The sequence below is a fragment of the Agrobacterium sp. ST15.13.013 genome, from assembly GCF_027956525.1.
Lineage (GTDB): Bacteria > Pseudomonadota > Alphaproteobacteria > Rhizobiales > Rhizobiaceae > Agrobacterium > Agrobacterium salinitolerans.
Genome location: NZ_JAQKGP010000036.1, coordinates 18,765 through 38,715 on the forward strand (window position 1 = coordinate 18,765; position 19,951 = coordinate 38,715).

The following is a 19,951-nucleotide window of genomic DNA, read 5'->3' on the forward strand; positions in this document are numbered from 1 at the left end:
CAGGCTCGATCGAACCAGCGACCCAACGTTAATGATTACAAACTGCAAACCGTAACCCTTAAAGGTAAACATTTCCAAAGTTTCATTTGTAGCGATTTTGAATTTTTCATGTGTAGAAGCGTTCCTGATATCAAGTTATAGTCCTCGCAATCGATCCACCATAGAAAGATTGCTCATCTGAGCTTAAGGAATTCAATTCTTCCTCAGATATACTTGGAGCCACGCGGGCCATCTAACTGACTTCTAGGTTTTGATGAACACCATGTCCCCTCAATGGCTTTGAGACCGCACCGGATGCTCATTGAGTTTTGAAATCAGCACCGTTACCGAACTTTCCATCCTGGCTGGCTGATCACACACGATTGGAAAGCGAGGGGAATAGGAGTGGCAAGCATGCCAACCGACGACATTGTAATGTCCGATCCCGGAATGGCTGCTGTTGACACGTCTGTCCCTACGCGCTTCCAGACAGATCTTCGCCAGTTCAGTAACCTGCTGGACGAGAGCAATATTGTGGAATGGGTCGTAAACCACGCCGCAAATCGCAATGCGTGCTTCGGACAAGACCAACTTAAGATTTCGGCGGCTCGGGCACTCACGCACTACAAACGGCCGGTACAAGAAATCGACCTGCTATTCCAACAGGTCGTCGCAAGCGACAAACTGACCCGGCTTGATTCTCCAGATGGCCAACCTCTCTACACCTCTACAGAGCTGAGAGCTGCGGAACAGAATACTGTACGTCATGTCACCAATCTTTCCGCAGAAGAAAGCTTCGGCGTTCCGGGAACCATTGTTGATATGGTCGCCGATAGAGGCATTTTCACACCGGAGCTCAGAGGAGCATTACATTATCTGTCTAGGCGAAATCGAGCTTCCACTATGGTGGGCGTAGCGGGTTCCGCAAAAACAAGTGTACTTGGAGCCCTGAACGAAGCGGTGGACAGGTTCAACGAGGAAGCGCTCCCGACCGAGAAAATAAAGTTGATTGCCTTCGTACCCACCAACCGGGCGGCCCAGGAGCTTCGTGAGAAAGGTCTTCGCGACGTCGCGACGACTTTCAAGGCGAAAGACCGCACCATCGGAAAAAATACCATCGTCGTGATCGACGAAATGTCGATGGCCAAGACGCAGGAGATCGCGCAACTAATCGAGACAGTTGCAAATGCCACTTCCTATCACCCAACCGAAAGGCCGAAACTGATATGTGTGGGAGACGATCGGCAACTGCCCCCTGTTGGACCTGGTGATCTGCTTCCGATTATTATGGAGCAAGCCGGCTGCTATGAACTCGTCCAGCCGCTTCGACAGCTCGACGCGCGGTCGCGAATAGAAACAGAAAAGCTCGGACGTGACATACGACGCGATGCCAAGAGCGCCGTCGGGCACTATCTCACAGCGCTCGAACAAATGGGCCTCGTCCATTTCGTATATGCTCCTCCTAGCGGCTCAAACGTCAGGGCGTCAGACCAGATCACTGACCGCATGCTGGAGGAGATGAATAGAGTTTGCGACCGATATCCGGTGTATGATCGTCTTGTGATGGCACACTCCAACAGGAGCGTTAATCGCGCCAATATCGCTCTTCATCAGAGGTTTGTTGACAAATCCGGATTGCAAGACCAGCAAATGAGTGTGTGGTCAAGCGTAATAGATAGTGGAAGTTCGGAATCTGGAATAGATGAGGGTTCGTCGAGACGCGTTCAGCAAAGGATTAATCTCGTCTTGGGAGACAGGATTATATTCAGCGAAAACCGTCTGCAAGCGGACATCCGCAATGGTACTTTTGCAACTGTAGTCGGACTTAATAGCACAGAAGCTTCCCGAGCTGAGAATGGCACATCTGCTGGGGTTCGCATTACTGCAAGGTTAGACGGATCTGGACGAACCGTCACTTGGACCGATAGCGAGTTTAAGGGTTTTACCTACGGCTATGCTGCTACAATTTATAAGAGTCAGGGGGCCACAGTTGATCACGCCATTCTCCTCTGTGATGGTGCTCTTTCAGATAAGCTGACCTATGTCGGCCTGACGAGGCATCGCAGTCGTCTCGACGTCATTGCTTCTCCCCTCGTGGCAAACAATGTTGAGGCTCTCAGTGCAAAGCTCACTCAGCAAAGCGCGCCAAATAATTCCATTCAATTCCCAGCGCTCGAACCTGCTGCCTTCCAAGAGCGCTCGTCGGTTTCGAACGCGCACTTGCTAAGGCCGCTCGACCAGATGGAAATCTCTCCAACGACGCCGCTTTCCTTCCAAGGCAGACAAGAAAGCTCCTTCGGGGAGAACCAGCTGCACGAACCATCCACATCGGATGTGGAAATGCCGGAAAGCGCGGACCTTTACCCGAGCGCCATTGACTTCGAAGTTTTCCAGTCTTCTGTCATCACGACTGAAGAGCAAATGCAACCGGAATTCTGCGGGTCGGAATCGACGGCTAACACCTCAGCCCACGAAAGCCACCAAGTCACGATCGCAACGGTAACAAACCTGGGGATAGCGATCGAGAAACGGAAACGAGCGGCGGCAAAGGAAGAAATCGATTCTCGCAAAAAAATGGCCCGTCACTCAGTTAGTTCTGCCGAGGAAGTTGAAGATATCACTTCCCTGTTCGAACGATTGAAACTGGCAACCTCGGTCACCAACACAGTTCAACCGACGTATGCGGACGTCGATCATATCATCGGTACTGATGGCCGAGTGGGTCCAATACCGCACCGGGAAGATGATCCGGGATCAAATTGGGAATTGTCGTCAACGAACGCCCCCTCAAACGTCTCAGAGAAACGATCGACCAAAGACTCAGGAGAAAAAAATATGGCTTCGAATGACCAGAAAATGCAAGGCGCTGACTCTGCAGGCAGCGAGCGTCATTTTTCGCAGACTTCCATTGTGGAAGCCCTGCAGGCTGGCGATCACAAGAAGCTCGTGGAAACGCTCGCCGCAACCGGCTCCCTTGTCGAGAAGGCGGACGCCGGGTCGGCGCTGAAAGCAATGGCGGATGCTTACGAAAGGGATATCAAGGCAGATCCCGAAAAGGTCCGCATGCTCTATGCCAATCGGCGCGTTGATGTAGATGCGCTGGCCAAGGAGATCGAAAAACAGGGCCTTGCATCCGGTCGCCTGAGTGGCGACCCTGTCAGCTTCAAGGCGTTCAACAACAAGGATATCCGTTTCAGGGTCGGCGACAGGCTCAGCGTCACCAGCAGCTACAGGAATCTCATTGCCGGTGAAGCCGGCCGGATCGAAAAGATCGAAGGCAAATCCGTTACCTTCAAACCCGATGGCAGCAGTCAGAGCAAGACCTTCGAGGCCAGCACCGGCGAGCCGGGTGACAGGGGCGTCAAGGGCTACAAAATCGAAGGCCCGATGACGGTCATCGGCTCCGCCTATGAACTTACGCGACATGATGACGGCAAACGTGTTGACCAAATCTATCTCTTGAACGACGCTGCCCATGGCATCAACGCCAATAGCGCTTTGCTGAGCAAGGCCGACGAGCGGACGCAGCTTTTCACTTCGCTCAAGGACACCGCCGACAGGGACATCTTGGCCAGGCAACTGGGAAAGCCGGGCAGCGAGCTCTACCAGGACAAATTCCCAGCCTTGCCGGACTACACAGCCGCCATCGATCGGATTGCAAAACGCCAGGAAGTTGTCGCGGCACGTGGCGAGGTCAAGCCGATTGAGCGCACCGAAGCGCCCGAAATACCCCAGGTTCAAGCTACTATCGTTGGCGAGACCTCGATCATTCGGTTGCCCGATCGGATAAAAACCAATCGCGAGAAGCCCCAAGAACTTGATGTAGTCTCGAAAGAAGGGCACGAAACTACAGGTAGTCTGAGGCAGAGTGTCCAAGAGAGTAATGCAGCACCAAAACAGACTTCGCCGAAGGCGGCAAATGACGTGGATCGGCTGACACGGGATTTTGACGAGCGCATCCGCGTCCGCGGGGATGGACGTGGACTCTAAGTAAAAGAGGGTGCGTAACGCGCACCCTCTTCCACTCGCTGTCCCTGTATCCGTTCTCTGTCGCGAGAACGTCGATCACCTTTTCGGAACTCTTTCCAGATCTGCTTGAGGTTCCGTTGCCGGAGAAAGCATTGGCGAGGATTGCTGGGATCCGGCGGACGGCGATGCGATGTGCCGGTTCGGTGACCAATTCCATCAGAGACCGGCCGACGTATGGCCTGCCGAAGTGGAAACGGCTGATCAGCTTGCGAGGCCGAGCTACTTCCCCGGCAAGCGTCGGGTTCGGGGCATTGTTTTCCTCGACCATGGCGGTATTTTGCTGAGTTGCCCGGCTAAACTAGGCTTTGGCAGCCTGTTCTTTGAGGTCATGCCGTCACTGGCGATGTCATCGCGCGATCCGCACGCTCGGCGACACGAAACGGAAAGCGACCAGGCAGGGATGCTGCTGTCGTCGCCGAAGCACTCGTCAATATCCGAACTCCCTTATGCCGAAGGCGGCAAAGCAGGAGTTCTAAAAGAAAGTGCTATAACGATCCCGTCAACATCGAAAGCAGTAGGCCGTTCGTCGCGCAGACGGCCGATTTGCATCTGTTTGCCTGGCGCCGCCTCAAAGCGGACTATCGCCCGCCAATGTGCTTTTAGCTCTCCCCGTCAATCCTGAACTTGACGCTAAACTGAACTCAGGCCGGTGCTGGTTCCATGCTCATTCGCCAGCTCCTGGCCAATCACAACCGCGCTGCCGTCATTCCGGAAAAAGCACACGTGTACCTATTCATCAAGCGCGGCTCTGCCGCCAGGAGCCGTAGCACGCGAATTGATGTCAAATGAAACCAAACTGTCAAAGGCGGGAATTTGAATTTCGACATAAATATCAGTACTCATAAATTATTAAAGCACAAATTTAATGTTTTCCCTCATATTGCAAATTCTGAATGCGGTTTGATAAAGTTATTCTACGAACCAATACTATCATACGTCGAAAGCGTTAGCACTTTTACTTCGACGTTTGTTCTTTTTGCAATGCGCGCGGCGCAGCCAATGCCGAATGAAGCGTCTTGATCATGAGACCGTGTCGCGTCACCCCCGCTGGTTTTGAAAGAAGCGAGATGCACATGCTTATCTATCTTATCTATGGACCCACCTGTAGCGGAAAAACCGACTTGGCAGTACAAGTGGCCCGAGAAACGGGTTGGCCGGTAATAGCGCTCGATCGGGTACAATGCTGCCCCCAAATCGCTACCGGCAGTGGACGTCCTTTGGAATCGGAACTGCAATCCACCGAGCGAATCTACCTGGATTCGCGCCCACTCGCTGAGGGTGTGATCGATGCAGAGGCGGCTCATCGTCAGCTCATCTCAGAAGTAGAGAATCGCCGGACCTCTCCTGGTCTCATCCTCGAAGGCGGTTCGATTTCCCTTCTGAACTGTATGGCCACGGACACTTATTGGGAAGCCGATTTTAGATGGCATGTAAGGCGACTTCGTCTTGCGGCTCCAGATGTTTTCCTGCCGCGAGCAAGACGCCGGGTGACGGAAATGTTTGCTGTCAAGGACGAGCGCCGATCTCTGCTGCAGGAACTGACGGATCTCTGGAAGCAGGAGGCGCTCCGGCCGATACTGGAGGACATCGACGGGTATCGCTGCGCAATCCGGTTCGCCAAGGAACATGATATCGGGATTCGCGATTTGTTGCGTCTCGATTTGACGCGACAGCAGGCGCTGATCTCGGCCATCGCCGACGAATATTTTGATCATGCGCAGTGGCAGGAGCGCGACTTCCCTGATTGGCAGGAGGGCGGAAACGTTCGCCTCACTCCTCGGGTGGCATCAAACGCTAACTGAGTGTCGGAAGTTAACGTCGCGAAACGAAGAGATTTGTGATGACCCTACCGGCCAATCAATCGCCTGAATGGTCATATTGTGCAACGAACTCGGGGAGGCCACCGGCACTGCTCCAAAATCCGAGATTCATCATTCCGATACCCCACTGCATTTGGCCTTTTCGGTCTACATTTTCAACGGTGACAACAAGCTGCTAGTGACGCGCCGGGCATCTGATAAGATCACCTGGCCCGGTGTTCTTTCCAACAGTTGCTGTGGACACCCGCAACCTGGCGAACCGTTGACCGAGGCTATCGAGCGCCGGGGTCACGAGGAATTGCGGATACGTGCAGACGACATTCGTCTTGTGCTGCCGGAATTTTCCTATCGCGCTTCAATGACGAATGGGATCACCGAAAACGAGTTGTGCCCCGTATTCGCTGCACATTGCAAAACCTCCGGCGTCAACCCCGATTTGAATGAGGTGTCAGCGTGGGAATGGGTGCATTGGCAATGGTTTTTCGAAAGCGTACAGGCTGAGCGCTTGTTGGTGTCACCATGGTGTCGTGCACAAGTCGACCTGCTCGCACCACTTGGTGCGAACCCATCGCAATGGCCCGTAGCGGAGGAGCGGCGGCTACCAAAAGCTGCCAGAACGAAGATTGACGTTCAACTTAAGGTTTCTTAGCTAAGCCGCTCCCGGGCGTGGAGCTCGTAGGGAGTTTCTCAATTCGGGAAATAGCTGGCCTTCAAGAAGTTCGTTTTCTCAATTGGAGGAGCGTTTGAGATATTGCGTCTTTGCGGGTTCAAGCAACGGCCAAAATCCGGCCTATGTGAGCGCAGCAAACCAACTTGGCAAAGCTCTGGCGAGATCGGGCATCGGATTGGTGTACGGCGGCGCTTCGATTGGTTTAATGGGTGCTATTGCGGACGCGGCCCGAAGCGATGGCGGAGAGGTTATCGGCGTCATTCCCCGCGCGCTGGCCGAGAAGGAGATCGCACACACCGATCTTGCTGATCTACGCGTTGTCGAGACCATGCACGAGCGCAAAGCGCTGATGACGACGCTGCCGGATGGTTTTATCGCTTTACCAGGAGGATTGGGAACCCTCGAAGAGCTGTTCGAAGTATGGACATGGGCTCAGTTGGGTTACCACAATAAGCCCTGTGCACTGCTGGACGTAGCGGGCTTTTACAAAAGGCTAGATTCCTTTCTTGATCATATTGTTGGCGAAGCATTCTTGACAGCAAGTCATCGCAACATCCTCCTCGTCGAAGAGGACGCCGAGGTGCTCATTTCTGCCATGGCAAAAGATAGTGCCACTTGAAAGTTACGTTCAGAAGAGAGCGATTTTAGGCTACTCCGACGCTAACTGCGCGCTTTGCAGGTTACCTGAAACGTGTTGTCCAAAAAGCGAGATGGCACTACGAGCGCTGGTCCCCCCTGTGTTGGCTCTGTTTATTTTGTAACGAAATTGCTGTGGCAAACCGTAGCCGATTTCATATTTCTTGTTTCTCGCGGAATGTCGGGCTGAAAAACGTTCATCAAGAGGACTGATGCGATAGGCCACAGGGGGGCGATGCATGAGAAGGACGTCGGATGAGGCTGCAGCTACCCGGAGGCGGATTTTACGCTCTGCCGAGGCTGTGTTTATCGAAAAAGGATACGATGAAGCCTCCTTGCAGGAAATTGCCGCCGAAGCGGCCGTAACAACCGGCGCCATCCAGTGGCATTTCGGACAAAAAATGCACATTCTACTGGCCTTGCGCGATGAGTTATGCTGGCAGGCAAGAAAGCTCGGCAGCCTTCACGACGCAGGGATGGTTGAGGAGCCATTAAAGGCAGTCGCCGAGTTTGCCACATCAGCCATTAACCACTTTGCTGACAATGAAAACTGCAGGCGGATTTTCCAGATCTATGATAAGAAAGTCTCCGATACAGTGGCCTTCCATAATGAAGACCGCAAGTTTCAGCAGGAAGTGCGGGCTACGTTAGGGAGCGTTTTCGGATCCGCAGAGACGAGAAAGGAATTACTAGCTCCTTGGACCTCCGACACTGCGGCATATACCTTTTGGTTTGCAATGCGAGGAACGTTTCAGACCTGGCTGGAGGATGATTCGAGGTTTGACCTGAAGTCCGATGGCATGCGTATCGTTCAAACGATGCTTTCCTCGTACCAGCGCGCCGATTTGGTCACTGGATAAAACAATCGGAGTTCGCTCGCTTTTCCTCATCGCCCAAGCGTTTTCCGATACCGCGGTTCAGCACCGGTGACCTTTAATATTTCCAGCTTTGGACGTCGTGGTTGATATGTCTCACGGATGAAGGCTCGTATACGGCCGGGCCAGGTGTCACTAAACATCCTGGACCAGTTTAACCAGATGCAAAATCACGGATTGTTTTGGAAAAGCTAACCCAAGTGCATCATGCCGGCGTCTAGGGTAGGGGATCACCCCTCTTCCTGCAAATGTGCCATGAACACTTCTGCTGGGGTTTTTTATCCGAGGCATTTTCGCGGTTGATCCTTGAGATGGCGGGCAAGGTGGGTCAGGTCGCGCTGAGAGACGGCTGCAAGATCGGTATCACCTGGCATGAAGCGGCGAATGCGCTTGTTGGCATTTTCCACCGCACCTTTCTGTAGGCGTTCAGGTCCTTGTTGAAGAGAAGGACGCGGCTCGTTTGGTCCGGCTGAACGCGGAAATCCGAACACACCTGCGCCGCACCGCCGCCGATCGACGACGCTGCGGTATCGCGAAACCCGAGACTCGACAGCACAGGCCCGAGTTCCTTTGGGGCAGTACCCAGTATCAGGATGCCGATCCGACAGATAAGCTGCGGCGAGCTTATGTCCACTAAAGCCGCGATTTCGGAAAGGCTGAGACTGGAAGTGGGCCAGGACGCCGCCTCCTCGCTGATTTTCGACACGCGCGTACGGTGACGAATTCCGTATGATGTTCCACCTGCGTGCGCAAATTCTCACTGTGACACGGGTCGGTGGATATGCCGCGCGCACCATCCTGCGTAATCGGACCGGAGCGCATGACCGCAACATGCTCAACGAAGGCCGGACCGGTGAAGTAGATAGACGGCCGGGCATGGAGCTCAGCATTGAAATCCGTCGACATGTAGTTTCGCCCTACGAGGGGAAAACACTCCTGATGCAGGCCAACCGAACGAGCCTCTGTTTCAGATCAGTTGCCGTTCGAAAGGTGAGCTTTTGCGAGTGCTTCCTGTGCCGATTTTGCGTTAAGCGCGGCAAGCGCGCGTTCGACATGATGCGCAATTTCAGAGACGGTTTTGCCTTGAAGCAGAGCGATTTCGGCGAGCGTTTTGCCGCGAGACAGCCACCGAAGGCATGCTAGTTCTAATGGACCGGGCAACACAAACTCCATGACCACATCGCCGACCTTCAAACTCAATCATCCCCGTCACCGAGCCAGCGGGCGCGCACCGCTGGAAACTCGATTGACGACGACTCATCCAGTTCTTTTTGAGGAGGCCTCGCTGCACATGCGGCAGCGACAGAACGAATGCCAATCGGCCCGTAGTTCTCAACCAGGTTGACCGCCTCGGCTTGCCTGTTCTCGATATTTTGCCTGTTCAACTTGGTATCCTCAGGGTGTTCATTTTCCCGTTCAAAGTGGCAGCAACTCGACGACGAACGCCGTCGTCGGGCCGTTTGCCCGAAGAACGACTTTTTCGGCGCGATCCAGGTGAAGGGCATCGAGGCTTTCCAGTCGCTCCCCGGAATTCTTTAGCGCGCAGCCGGACATCACGATGACGAACACCACCGCGACATCCGATCCGACCTCCAATTCGCCATCAAGCCTGCACCTCGCAACGCGATGACCGAAGCGTCCCCTCCGGCTCATGACATTGAGGTCGCTGATAGGGCCATCCACCAGTCGAGCGGTGGTCGGGACGTCCGCTCGAAAGGTAAAAGGCGGACTATTCTGAGAGCAGACGGTGGCGGGCTCCCCGGCAATCGCGAGTTCTATCCCCTCCCCCGTCAGCACGCTCAACGTCCGATCGACTTCATCGAATGTCGAGAAAGGCCCATCGAGAGCGACCGTCGCGGTGCTGATGCGCCAGTCGAAATCGTCGACCGACGCATCCGGAGGGGAGACGGCGATCTCCACCGTCTCTCCCTTGCCGTTCTTCCACATCGTGCGCTTGTACTGCGCGGAACGCAGAACGCGCATTTGCTTCAGTTCCCGAGAATGCCCGGCAGACGCAGGCCTTTGTCCTTGGCGCAGTCGATGGCGATCTCGTAGCCCGCATCGGCGTGGCGCATGACTCCGGTCGCCGGGTCGTTCCAGAGAACGCGCTCCAGCCGCTTGGCGGCATCGTCGGAGCCGTCGGCGCAGATGACAACGCCCGAATGCTGGCTAAAGCCCATGCCAACGCCGCCGCCATGGTGTAGCGACACCCAGGTAGCCCCCGATGCGGTGTTGAGCAGTGCGTTGAGCAGCGGCCAGTCGGAGACGGCGTCAGAGCCGTCCTTCATCGCTTCGGTCTCGCGGTTGGGCGAGGCGACCGATCCGGAGTCGAGATGGTCGCGACCGATGACCACGGGTGCCGAAAGCTCGCCGTTCTTGACCATCTCATTGAAGGCCAGCGCCAGGCGATGACGGTCGGCGAGGCCGACCCAGCAGATGCGAGCCGGCAGGCCCTGGAAGGCGATGCGTTCGCGGGCCATGTCAAGCCAGTTGTGCAGGTGCCTGTTGTCGGGCAGCAGGTCCTTGACCTTGGCGTCGGTCTTGTAGATGTCCTCCGGATCGCCGGAAAGGGCGGCCCAGCGGAACGGACCGATGCCGCGGCAGAAGAGCGGGCGGATATAGGCCGGAACGAAACCCGGGAAGGCGAAGGCGTTCTCAAGACCTTCCTCCTTTGCGACCTGGCGGATGTTGTTGCCGTAGTCGAGCGTCGGCACCCCGGCATCCCAGAAGGCAACCATGGCTTCGACATGGACTTTCATCGAGGCGCGGGCGGCAGCCTCGACGGTCTTCGGGTCGCTTTCGCGCTTGGCCTTGTGCTGGGCAACGGTCCAGCCGATTGGCAGATAACCGTTGAGCGGATCATGGGCCGAGGTCTGATCGGTGACGATGTCGGGGCGTGGACCACCGGCCTCCATACGCCGCACGAGCTCGGGGAAAATTTCCGCGGCATTGCCCAGCAGGCCGACGGATTTTGCCTCGCCGGCTTTGGTCCAGCGCTGGATCATCTCGAGGGCCTCGTCGAGCGTCCTTGCCTTCTCGTCGACATAGCGGGTGCGAAGACGGAAATCGATGCGGGTCTCATCGCTTTCGACGGCCAGGCAGCAGGCACCTGCCATGACGGCGGCGAGCGGCTGGGCGCCGCCCATGCCGCCGAGACCGCCGGTCAGGATCCATTTGCCTTTGAGATTGCCGCCGTAATGCTGGCGGCCGGCCTCGACGAAGGTTTCGTAGGTGCCCTGCACGATGCCCTGCGTGCCGATATAGATCCACGAGCCGGCCGTCATCTGGCCGTACATGGCAAGGCCCTTCTTATCCAGCTCGTTGAAATGGTCCCAGGTTGCCCAGTGCGGCACGAGGTTCGAGTTGGCGATCAGGACGCGCGGCGCATCCTTGTGGGTCCGGAAGACACCGACCGGCTTGCCCGACTGAACGAGCAGGGTCTCATCCGCATTGAGCGTCTTCAGCGTCGCCGCAATCGTTTCGAAGTCGTTCCAGGTGCGTGCCGCCCGGCCGATGCCGCCATAAACCACCAGCTCGTGGGGGTTTTCAGCCACATCAGGATCGAGGTTGTTCATCAGCATGCGCAGCGGCGCTTCGGTCATCCAGCTCTTGGTGTTGAGCTCCGAGCCGCGTGGCGCGCGAACTTCGCGGATATTGTGTCGAGGATTGGTCATGGTCAGTGGCTCCCAATATTCACTTCTTGAGTTCGGATGCGGCGCGCTCGAGGTTGGTCAGAATGTCCCTGAGACGGGCGCGGATGCGCTCGGCTTTTGCGGTGTCATAGGAAAATGGCGGTTCCTCTGCCGAAAGATGAGTCGATTGCGCCAGTTCCATTTGGATCGCGTGGACGCCGCTTTCGAGCGTGCCGTAATGCCTTGTGGTCCACCCTCCCTTGAACCGACCGTTCAACGTGCGTGTGTAGCCATCAGCATTGCGAACGACGTTAACGACGGCCGCCGCGACTGCGGGATGACACGACTGCCCGTCATTGGTCCCGATATTGAAGTCGGGCAACGTTCCCTCGAACAGGAAGGGAATGTGCGAGCGGATTGAGTGACAGTCATAGACAATGGCCAAGCCGTGAATTGCCTTCACCCGCTCGATCTCTGATTGGAGGGCGGTATGGTAGGGTGAGTGGAAAGTAGCGACTCGTTGAGCGATATCGTCGTCTGTCGGTTCCGCACCGGATTTCCAGATGGCTTCACCATCAAAGTCCGTTTTGGGGATAAGGCCAGTGGTGTTCTGCCCAGGGTACAAACTCGCCCCTTCCGGATCCCGGTTGGCATCAATGACGTAGCGATGAAACATCGCTCGAACGACTGTGGCTTTCTCTAAAAGACCATCGTACAGATTATGTATATACCAATCGGTATCGATCAGCTGCCGGCCATTGTCGTTCAACCGCTCCCAGATCTCGCTCGGAACATCGGTACCGGTATGGGGCATTGCTAGAATAACCGGAGAGGTGCCGTGGCGAACTTCAAAAACACTCATGATTTCTTCTCTTCTACGACTAGCGAATGGAGGTGAAAGAACCAGCCAGGTTCGAAACGCCAGGGACATGACTTAAAGTCACGGCCGCAGTCCTCGTCCCTTAAATATTCGCGCATGCAGGGGATTGAAGCCCATCCGCTAGACCAGCTCAGCTGGCCGTCCGATATTCCAGATCGCGAAATCAGCGGACCTTCCGACCTCGAGGGTTCCAGTTTCATGCAAGAGACCAAGGGCACGTGCAGCCTCTCTTGTCGCGCCAGCGACGCACTCGTCGACCGTCAAGCCGAACAACGTGGCTGCCATATTCATAGTCAGCAGCAACGAGGTCCGTGGTGAAGTGCCCGGATTGCAGTCTGTTGCGATAGCGATAGGCGTGCCGGCATTGCGAAGCGCTTGCACTGGCGGCAGCTGCTTTTCTCGGAGTGTATAGAATGCTCCTGGCAGAAGAACAGCCACCGTACCAGCCATAGCGAGCGCTTGGGCACCTTCTTCATCGAGGCACTCAAGATGATCTGCCGAGAGCGCTCGATAGGACGCGGCTAGCTTTGCTCCTCCAAGATCGGATAGCTGCTCCGCGTGCAACTTTACCGGAAGGCCTATCGCAGTCGCCTTGTCGAATACCTTGGATATCTCCGCTGGCGAAAATGCGATATTTTCACAAAAACCATCCACCGCATCGATGAGACCTTCCCTCCTGCCCCGCTCGAGTCCAGGGATGACGACATCCTTGATGTAGTCGCCATTCCTGCCTCTGTAACTTGACGGGATCGCATGGGCGGCGAGATAAGTGGTCACGACGCGCACCGGTCTCAGCGTCTCCAATCCCCTTGCCACACGCAGCATTTTCAATTCAGCTTCGACGTTGAGGCCGTAGCCAGACTTTATCTCGACCGTCGACAGTCTCTCTTCCATGAGGGCGTCAAGTCGAGGCAGATCTTGCAAAACGAGTTCATCCTCGGAAAATTTGTTCGTGGCGTTTACAGAAGAAGCAATTCCCCCACCGGCCAGTGCGATCTCCTCACACGACGCACCGGCGAGTCGCATTTCGAATTCGTGTGCGCGGTCGCCACCGAATACCAAGTGCGTATGGCAGTCGATCAATGCCGGCGTCACCCACCGGCCCTCCAAATCGACTTGAACCGCGCCTCTCGCCAACGCCGGGAGATTTGCGTCGGTTCCGACGTATGCGATGCGGTCACCTCTGACCACTATCGCGCCACCCTCTACGACACCCAGGCCGTCTCGATCTCCCGCGACAGTCGCCAGATGCGCGTTCCTCCAAACGACGATTTCCTCATCGGATGCGGGCGTTGCCACTGACATCTCGATCCCCGTTGCTCTATATTTGTCTTTCATTACTGATATTTTGTATATACCAATACACGGAATTGCAAGCACCAAAGTTGCCTGCGTTTCGCAAAAAATCAGAGGGAAGCTATGAAGGAATTGAACAGTTCAGCACTTTTCGCACGGAAGGCCCTTCTTCCGAGCGGCTGGCACGACAATGTCAGGGTGTTGGTCGAGAGCGGAACCATCGCGTCGGTATCGACCGATGCTGATCCTGCACCATCCGACGAACACCATCAAATCATTCTGCCTGCGATGGGCAATCTCCATAGCCACGCCTTTCAGCGCGCAATGGCAGGTCTGGCCGAGACCCGCGGGCCGTCAGATGACAGCTTCTGGAGCTGGCGAAATGTAATGTACCGGTTCGCCTTGACGATGAGCCCCGACGATGTCGAGGCTGTTGCGTCCCAGCTCTACATGGAAATGCTTGAAGCAGGTTTCAGCCGTGTCGGCGAGTTTCACTACCTGCATCATAGCCCGGATGGAAACCATTACTCCAACATTGCGGAAATGGCGGAACGAGTCGCAGCGGCCGCGAGTGCCACCGGAATAAACTTGACCCTGCTACCTGTCTTTTACGCCCACTCGGATTTCGGCGGACTCGAACCGGTGGAGGGGCAACGACGATTTATCAATTCGCTCGACAGCTTCGAACGACTAATGGTTGCGTGCCGATCTCTAGTCGCGAAAATCGACGGCGCCGAGCTTGGTGTCGCACCACACAGCCTGAGAGCCGTCATACCGCAGGAACTGCTTGCGGTCACCTCAATGTCTGGCGGAGGGCCAATCCATATCCATATCGCCGAGCAGATGAAGGAAGTTTCGGATTGTATTGCCTGGTCCTCTGCTCGTCCTGTTGAATGGTTGTTGGACAATGCACCTGTGGACCAGCGCTGGTGCCTAATTCACGCAACTCATATGACCGAAATCGAAACGGCAAGAATGGCGCGGACTGGCGCTATCGCTGGGCTTTGCCCGATTACCGAGGCCAATCTTGGCGACGGTATTTTTCCAGGCCAAATTTTCTGCGAACAAGGAGGCCGTGTCGGCATTGGTTCCGACTCGAACGTTCTCATTTCCCTGAACGGAGAGCTGCGGCAACTTGAATATTCACAACGACTGCGACTCCAAGCACGTAACGTCCTGGCAGCGCCGGGCGGCTCAACGGGTCGCAATCTTATCGTCTCTGCCGTCCGCGGCGGCGCCATGGCGCTGAACGCGGAGAGTGGCATTGAGGTACACAATTCTGCCGACATGCTTTCACTCAATCTCACAGAAGTTCCCTATCTCGAAGATGACGAGATCCTGGATCATTGGATCTTTGCAGATGGGGTTGCGATCGACAACGTTTGGGTTCAAGGCCGCAGACAAGTGGTAGCCGGTCGCCACGTCGCCCGAGACAAGATCAATCGACGCTTCCTCACCACAATGCAGAAGTTGGTTCGCCGCTGATCGACACGCGGAGGCGAGTTGGCGGTCTTGTCCTTGCAAGGTCGCCTGTTTTGCGTTGGCGTAATTTCGAGGCGTCGGGGAATAAACTGGCATGCAAAAAGGGGCGCCGAGCGCCCCTTCTTAAAATTAAATTTCAGATGTGATCATATCTACTGTACTAGCCGCGACGACCGGTAAAGACGTTCAGCCCCACCAGACGGTCGATTATGAGAACGACGATGGCCGAACCAATCACCGACCAGGTGGCAACTGCGGCTATCAATGGCCTGTATTGGTAGAGGAGATACTCATAGATTTTGATCGGCAGTGGCTGCAGTTCGCGCGGCGTGAGGAAGACCGAGATGGAGAAGTCATTCCACGAGGTTATGAAAGCAAAGAGAAAGCCAGCGATCACACCAGGTTTGATCAACGGCAACGTTACTGACACAAACGTACGCCACGGATTTGCGCCGACACTGCTTGCAGCATCCTCCAGCGCGGGGTCGAGGTTCTCGGTAACGGCTGTGATCGTTCGTACCGGGTATGGCATGGTGATCATCACGTGGCCGATGACGAGCGCAAATAGGTTCGTCACCCCGAAAGCGTAGATCATCACCGAATACAACGACAGAGCAAAGATCACCGAGGGTACGAGCAACGGCCCCATGAACGACAAAGTCAGGACCTTCGCCACCGTGGGCGGTGCTTTCCGCAATTGGAGCGCGACCGGAAGTGCGAAGATCGTTGAGACCGTGGCTGCTACTGCTGCGACGGCAAAGCTGATGAGGGCGCCATTCACGAAGCTTCTGTCCGTGAGAGCCGCAATCATCCAATGCAACGTCAATTGCTTGGGCGGAAAGAACATGGCTTCCGCGTTCAAAGCTGCGCCGGCGACCACAAACAGTGGCGCCACGACGGTGACGAACGCGCAGAAAGCGGCAATACCTAATCCTGTGGGGAGTGGCAACCACACCTTCCTGGCCGAAACGCCCTTCCCCGTCGAGACAGTTGTGGTAGCGCTCATGCTGCTCTCCTCGCCGTGCGGAATGTTTGATTGATGGCAAACAAATAGATTGCAGTAATCAGGATGCTCAGAATCGTCAGGCTTATGCCGATCGCCGCTGCGAAGGGGAAGTTCCCCTGCACGGTGGCTTGTTCGTAGGCCATCATGCCCATCATTTTGACCCGACCGCCGCCCATGAGGGACGGAATCGCAAAAGCTGCGGCGTTCAAAGTGAACGCAATCAGTGTGCCCGCCACGACTCCGGGCAGCGACAGCGGGAAGGTTACGGCCCAAAAGGTCTTGTACTTGTTGGCGCCCACGCTTGCCGCCGCCTCTTTGAGGGCCGGGTCGATCGCGGCTATGACACCGATAAGAGGCAAAACGACATACGGGATGGCGATCTGAACCAACCCTATCAAAACCCCAAGCTCGGTATACATGATGCGGACCTTCGGCATCCCCATGAAGGTCAGGGCGCTATCAATAAGTCCGCCGCTCATTAGAAGAACATTCAATCCAAAGATCCGGATAACGATGTTCACAGAGAGGGACACAACCACCATGCTGGTGAGAAACCCTCTGCGGTCAGCAGGGAGCTCGGCAATGTAGTAGGCCAGCACATACCCGATAATCAGAGCAAGCACCGTGGACAAAACCGACAGCTTAACGGTCGTCCAGAGCGCTGTTTCGAGATAGAAGGGGTCCGTCCAGAACCTCGCGTAGTGCTCTAGCGTGCCTGTAAATACAGGCGCGCTGCCAACCTCATGGGAGGACATGCTCGTCGCAACGAGCCAGCACATGGGAACGAAAAAGAACAAGATGACGAAGGCGAACGGCAGGAACAGCGGCGCTTGGGTAGACCACGCAACCACACGCTCCCAAAGTCCTCTGCGTTCATCACTCTGCGGCAACGACGGCGTTAGTGACATTGATCCTGACCTTGTCTCCGGGTTTCAAAACATCGGCGTTAGACCGTTCCTGCAGGAAAACGGGCGCCTCAGGTTCGTGAGTGAGTTTGATCCCATATCGAATTGCAGAGCCTTCATAGATCACATCGCCGACCGTGCCCTCGAGCTGATTTGCAGGCGGATTGCTGCCCTGCCGTTCAAGTACCAGCCACTCGGGCCGAACAATAACGGTGACCTTCTCTCCGACCGCCCTGGCCGACGGCGCATGCGCAGTCACGACGGCGCCATTGCTGAGCTTGATTTCGGCCCTGCTCTCCTTGGAATTCTGCACCAGTTCTCCGGGCAGGAAATTTGCGCTACCAAGAAAGCCGGCAACAAAACGGTTCGCCGGGCGCTCATAGACTGTCCTCGGGTCGGCGATTTGCTGAATCCTTCCGGATTGCATGACCACCACTTGGTCGGACATGGAGAGCGCCTCCTCCTGATCGTGCGTGACGAATAGCATCGTCACCCCAAGAGACCGCTGCAGTCGCTTCAATTCAATACGGAGTTCTTCCCGCAAGCGCCGATCCAGATTGGACAGCGGCTCATCAAGAATGATCACCTCAGGATCGATCGCAAGCGCTCGTGCCATGGCGACGCGTTGCTGCTGCCCGCCACTGAGTTCACGAGGATATCGATCCTTCAAGCCGGTCAATTGCACCATGCTGAGGGCACGGTCTACACGACGCGCGATCTCTTCCCGGGGCAGCTTGCGTATGCGAAGACCGAACGAGAGGATTTCTGCCACAGTCATGTGGGGCCACAGGGCGTAGTTTTGGAAGACCACGCCGATGTTGCGTTTGTAGGGAGGCAGGTTGGTAACCTCCCTGCCTCTGATCGAAACACGCCCGCTGTCGGGAATGATGAAGCCCCCGATCACACGCAATGTCGTTGTCTTGCCGCAACCACTTGGGCCGAGAACGGTGATGAACTCACCGTTCTTGACCTGAAGGGAGACGTCGTCCAGAACGTTGATGTCGCCGTACGTCTTGCGGCAGTGCGACAGTTCAATGTCGAAACTTTGGGTCATTATCGTTGAATTTCCCGTTCCCAGCGCTGCTGCCATTGATCATAGACCGAAACGATGTACTTCCAGTCGGCGCTTTTCAGATCCTTGACGTTGTCTGGCGTGATCATGATCTTTGCCTGGACTTCCTGCGGCAGCTTAGCTTCGCGGTTCGTCGGGAAATAACCAAGGCGAGTGGCCATATTGAGTCCCGAGGCGGGGCTCAGTAAGTGGTTGACCAGCTTCTCGGCCAACTCGGTGTTCGGACGTCCGGCAACGACGCTAAGCGTCGAGGCGAGCGGGAAAAATCCTTCCTTCGGAATGACGCCCTGGATTTTTACGCCTTCAGTGTCACGCGCCCAGCCGATGCGGCCATCGGTCCACATGCTCATGGAGATCTGGTCGTTGCGATACAGTTCGAGATGGTTGGCGTGCGAGTCCACCCAGACGTCGATGTTCTGAGCGATCTTGGCCATTTCGGCGAAGCCGGCGTCGGGATGACGCTCGTCGCCGCCGGCCTCTTTCGCAAAGAGAGTGATTAGATCGATATTTTCAGGCCGGAATCCGCGCAGCGCGATGCGGCCCTTGTATTCCGGCTTCGCGAGATCATGCCACGATTGCGGCGGCTTCACCTCCGCAGGATTGTAAGCGAGCACATATGCGCCGAAATTCGCTGCGACGACCGCGTCGGAGTAGATCGCATTCGGGTGAATGTCCTTCAGGTTGGTAACCAGCTTCGGATCGAGCGGCGCAAACGCCTTCTCGGCTTCCATGCGAAGCGCGAAAACCGGATCAGAAACGATAACGTCGACTTCCTTGTTGCGGACACGGGCTATGTTGTTCGCGCCGGACCCGGCAACAATGGTGACCTTGACGTCGTTTTCCTGTTCGAAGGATTTCACGCTCGCAGCCATTGCTTCGTCATAGGCACCGCCAAAACCGCTGACGATCAGCTCCTTTTGTTGCGCCTGAGCTCCTGAACTCAGCGCGCAAGCTGCGACCAACATTGCGCCACCGACGATGGCTTTCCCAAATTGCCATTTCATGGTTAGTTCCCCTTGGTTGGGGTTTGGCTCGCAGCAACGCGAGACAAACCGTTCTGCGTCGGACACCGTGCCCTACCGCAAACATTGAGTTGACTTCAGGTTTGAGATTTGCCTCCGTTGCTTGAGGCTCATCATCTCATATACAAATGCCGCTTCTTTTCCGCTGGGATCTGTCCTCGGAGGAGCTAAGGCTCAGCGTCATCGGGGCGATATGTTTGGCAGTTGCATGCCAGATAGCCACGCCAATCCGCCCCTAAAGAAACGCGTCGTCAAGTCGGTTACATGGCTGAAACAGAACGAACTTCCGTCATCCAGGACGCTGTGTCCCGCATTGTTCGGAAGGTCACTGATTTTGTCGAATTCAAACCAGAATGCCATTTCGCCGTTCTCCTGTTACCGCATGTTTCCTGCGGTTTGGTCTATACATATTAACAGAAAGGCTTAGCCAATCAAGTCAATTTTTTGTCGCCAAAGGGAGGCGGCTCGCGTTAGAAACCGCCCCGGCTGAACGCTTGTTATGCGAGTTCGATCGTGAGCATGATCGGCTTCTTGTCGCCAAAGTTGCTTTCCAGAACAGCGCGACCAACCTTATAGATATCGTCGGCATACTCCGGCAGGATCTCACCGAGAACCGGTGTCGCAATATCTTCGGTGACTTCACCATA

The 19,951-nt window shown here is 55.7% G+C and carries 16 protein-coding genes and 1 pseudogene; 7 read left to right on the top strand and 10 right to left on the bottom strand.

Annotated features, from left to right (window positions below; all coding sequences use genetic code 11):
- Window positions 1-393: 393 nt before the first annotated feature.
- From PL597_RS24035 to PL597_RS24055, 5 genes are all read left to right on the top strand, one after another.
- Window positions 394-3,969, top strand: a complete 3,576-nt coding sequence (locus tag PL597_RS24035; protein ID WP_173992071.1) for an ATP-dependent DNA helicase — start codon at window positions 394-396, stop codon at window positions 3,967-3,969.
- A gap of 1,112 nt (window positions 3,970-5,081) precedes the next feature.
- Window positions 5,082-5,810, top strand: coding sequence for an isopentenyl transferase family protein (locus tag PL597_RS24040; RefSeq protein WP_077768184.1), 729 nt, complete (start codon window positions 5,082-5,084; stop codon window positions 5,808-5,810).
- A gap of 76 nt (window positions 5,811-5,886) precedes the next feature.
- Entirely contained in the window at window positions 5,887-6,477 is a 591-nt protein-coding gene (gene idi / locus PL597_RS24045) for an isopentenyl-diphosphate Delta-isomerase (RefSeq protein ID WP_309546945.1), read from the top strand.
- Window positions 6,478-6,571: 94 nt separating this feature from the next.
- Window positions 6,572-7,117 carry a TIGR00730 family Rossman fold protein gene (locus tag PL597_RS24050; protein WP_077768185.1) on the top strand — a complete coding sequence of 182 codons (546 nt, stop codon included), beginning with the start codon at window positions 6,572-6,574 and terminating at the stop codon, window positions 7,115-7,117.
- A 256-nt stretch (window positions 7,118-7,373) separates the two neighbouring features.
- Complete coding sequence (locus PL597_RS24055) at window positions 7,374-7,994, top strand: TetR/AcrR family transcriptional regulator (RefSeq protein ID WP_077768155.1); 621 nt, start codon at window positions 7,374-7,376, stop codon at window positions 7,992-7,994.
- 293 nt (window positions 7,995-8,287) lie between these two features.
- Here PL597_RS24055 and PL597_RS24060 read toward each other — a convergent pair.
- Window positions 8,288-8,428: pseudogene (locus PL597_RS24060) on the bottom strand (IS30 family transposase); the annotation flags it as partial.
- A gap of 310 nt (window positions 8,429-8,738) precedes the next feature.
- Between PL597_RS24060 and PL597_RS24065 the strand changes: the two are divergent.
- On the top strand, window positions 8,739-9,152 hold the full coding sequence (locus PL597_RS24065; protein WP_161596397.1) for a hypothetical protein: 414 nt from the start codon (window positions 8,739-8,741) through the stop codon (window positions 9,150-9,152).
- Window positions 9,153-9,205: 53 nt separating this feature from the next.
- Here PL597_RS24065 and PL597_RS24070 read toward each other — a convergent pair whose 3' ends face one another.
- The 5 genes from PL597_RS24070 to hutI form a co-directional block, all read right to left on the bottom strand.
- Window positions 9,206-9,394 carry a hypothetical protein gene (locus tag PL597_RS24070; RefSeq protein ID WP_077768157.1) on the bottom strand — a complete coding sequence of 63 codons (189 nt, stop codon included), beginning with the start codon at window positions 9,392-9,394 and terminating at the stop codon, window positions 9,206-9,208.
- Between the two features lie 31 nt (window positions 9,395-9,425).
- The gene (locus PL597_RS24075; protein ID WP_012475936.1) at window positions 9,426-9,992 is read right to left on the bottom strand and encodes a HutD/Ves family protein; all 567 of its coding nucleotides are present in this window, start codon (window positions 9,990-9,992) and stop codon (window positions 9,426-9,428) included.
- Window positions 9,993-9,997: 5 nt separating this feature from the next.
- Window positions 9,998-11,683 (bottom strand): urocanate hydratase, encoded by a 1,686-nt coding sequence (gene hutU / locus PL597_RS24080; RefSeq protein WP_012475935.1) that lies wholly within the window; start codon window positions 11,681-11,683, stop codon window positions 9,998-10,000.
- A gap of 19 nt (window positions 11,684-11,702) precedes the next feature.
- A complete protein-coding gene (gene hutG, locus PL597_RS24085; protein WP_077768158.1) occupies window positions 11,703-12,503 on the bottom strand; it encodes an N-formylglutamate deformylase in 801 nt (266 codons plus the stop codon).
- A 138-nt stretch (window positions 12,504-12,641) separates the two neighbouring features.
- The gene (gene hutI / locus PL597_RS24090) at window positions 12,642-13,826 is read right to left on the bottom strand and encodes an imidazolonepropionase (protein ID WP_234888143.1); all 1,185 of its coding nucleotides are present in this window, start codon (window positions 13,824-13,826) and stop codon (window positions 12,642-12,644) included.
- A gap of 114 nt (window positions 13,827-13,940) precedes the next feature.
- On the opposite strand from hutI, the gene PL597_RS24095 reads away from it, so the two are divergent.
- Window positions 13,941-15,302 carry a formimidoylglutamate deiminase gene (locus PL597_RS24095; RefSeq protein WP_012475932.1) on the top strand — a complete coding sequence of 454 codons (1,362 nt, stop codon included), beginning with the start codon at window positions 13,941-13,943 and terminating at the stop codon, window positions 15,300-15,302.
- 157 nt (window positions 15,303-15,459) lie between these two features.
- Here the strand turns inward: PL597_RS24095 and PL597_RS24100 are convergent, their stop codons facing one another.
- Genes PL597_RS24100 through PL597_RS24115 form a run of 4 tightly spaced genes read right to left on the bottom strand, consistent with a single transcriptional unit; the run spans window position 15,460 to window position 19,286 of the window.
- Entirely contained in the window at window positions 15,460-16,305 is an 846-nt protein-coding gene (locus PL597_RS24100) for an ABC transporter permease (protein ID WP_012475931.1), read from the bottom strand.
- A complete protein-coding gene (locus PL597_RS24105) occupies window positions 16,302-17,213 on the bottom strand; it encodes an ABC transporter permease (protein ID WP_012475930.1) in 912 nt (303 codons plus the stop codon). The genes PL597_RS24100 and PL597_RS24105 overlap by 4 nt, the downstream gene beginning before the upstream one ends.
- Window positions 17,182-18,264: an ABC transporter ATP-binding protein gene (locus PL597_RS24110; protein ID WP_077768160.1), complete on the bottom strand. Its 1,083-nt coding sequence runs from the start codon at window positions 18,262-18,264 to the stop codon at window positions 17,182-17,184. The genes PL597_RS24105 and PL597_RS24110 overlap by 32 nt, the downstream gene beginning before the upstream one ends.
- On the bottom strand, window positions 18,264-19,286 hold the full coding sequence (locus PL597_RS24115) for an ABC transporter substrate-binding protein (RefSeq protein WP_077768161.1): 1,023 nt from the start codon (window positions 19,284-19,286) through the stop codon (window positions 18,264-18,266). Before PL597_RS24115 ends, PL597_RS24110 begins: the two co-directional genes overlap by 1 nt.
- Window positions 19,287-19,951 lie beyond the last annotated feature (665 nt).